The organism is Pedobacter gandavensis (assembly GCF_014172405.1).
Lineage (GTDB): Bacteria > Bacteroidota > Bacteroidia > Sphingobacteriales > Sphingobacteriaceae > Pedobacter > Pedobacter gandavensis.
Window position 1 is genome coordinate 1 of the sequence record NZ_WNXC01000020.1, and the last position, 551, is coordinate 551.

Annotated in this window: 1 protein-coding gene; it reads left to right on the forward strand. The window is 46.6% G+C overall.

Features of this window, described 5'->3' with window-relative positions; translation table 11 throughout:
* The coding region (locus GM920_RS23575) for an Ig-like domain-containing protein (RefSeq protein WP_449581087.1) at positions 1 to 551 on the forward strand (551 nt) is incomplete at both ends.

A 551-nucleotide genomic window follows, 5' to 3' on the forward strand; every position in this document is an offset into this window, starting at 1 on the left:
CAATGGTACAAAGGACTAAGTCTAATCACAGGGGCAACTCAGCAAACGTATACCGCTACAGAAAGCGGAAGTTACACCGTAAAAATCACCTCGATTGCTTGTGAGAGTCCAGCTTCCAATCCAATAGCAGTTACTGTAAATCCAATCCCAGATGCCGCAGTGATTACAGCAGAAGGTCAAACTACTGTTTGTGCTGGTGGAGCGGTGGTGTTAAAGACGGCAACCCTAGCTGATAGTTACCAATGGTACAAAGGACTAAACCTGATCACAGGGGCAACTCAGCAAACTTATACCGCTACTGAAAGCGGTAGCTACAGTGTAAAAATTACTTCCATTGCTTGTGAAAGCCCAGCCTCTAATCCAATAGCGGTTACTGTGAATCCAATTCCGGATGCCGCAGTGATTACTGCAGAAGGGCAAACAACTTTCTGTGCAGGTGGAGCGGTGGTGTTAAAGACGACAACGCTAGCGGATAGCTACCAATGGTATAAAGGACTAAGCCTGATTACAGGTGCAACTCAGCAAACTTACACGGCTACCGAAAGCGGAAG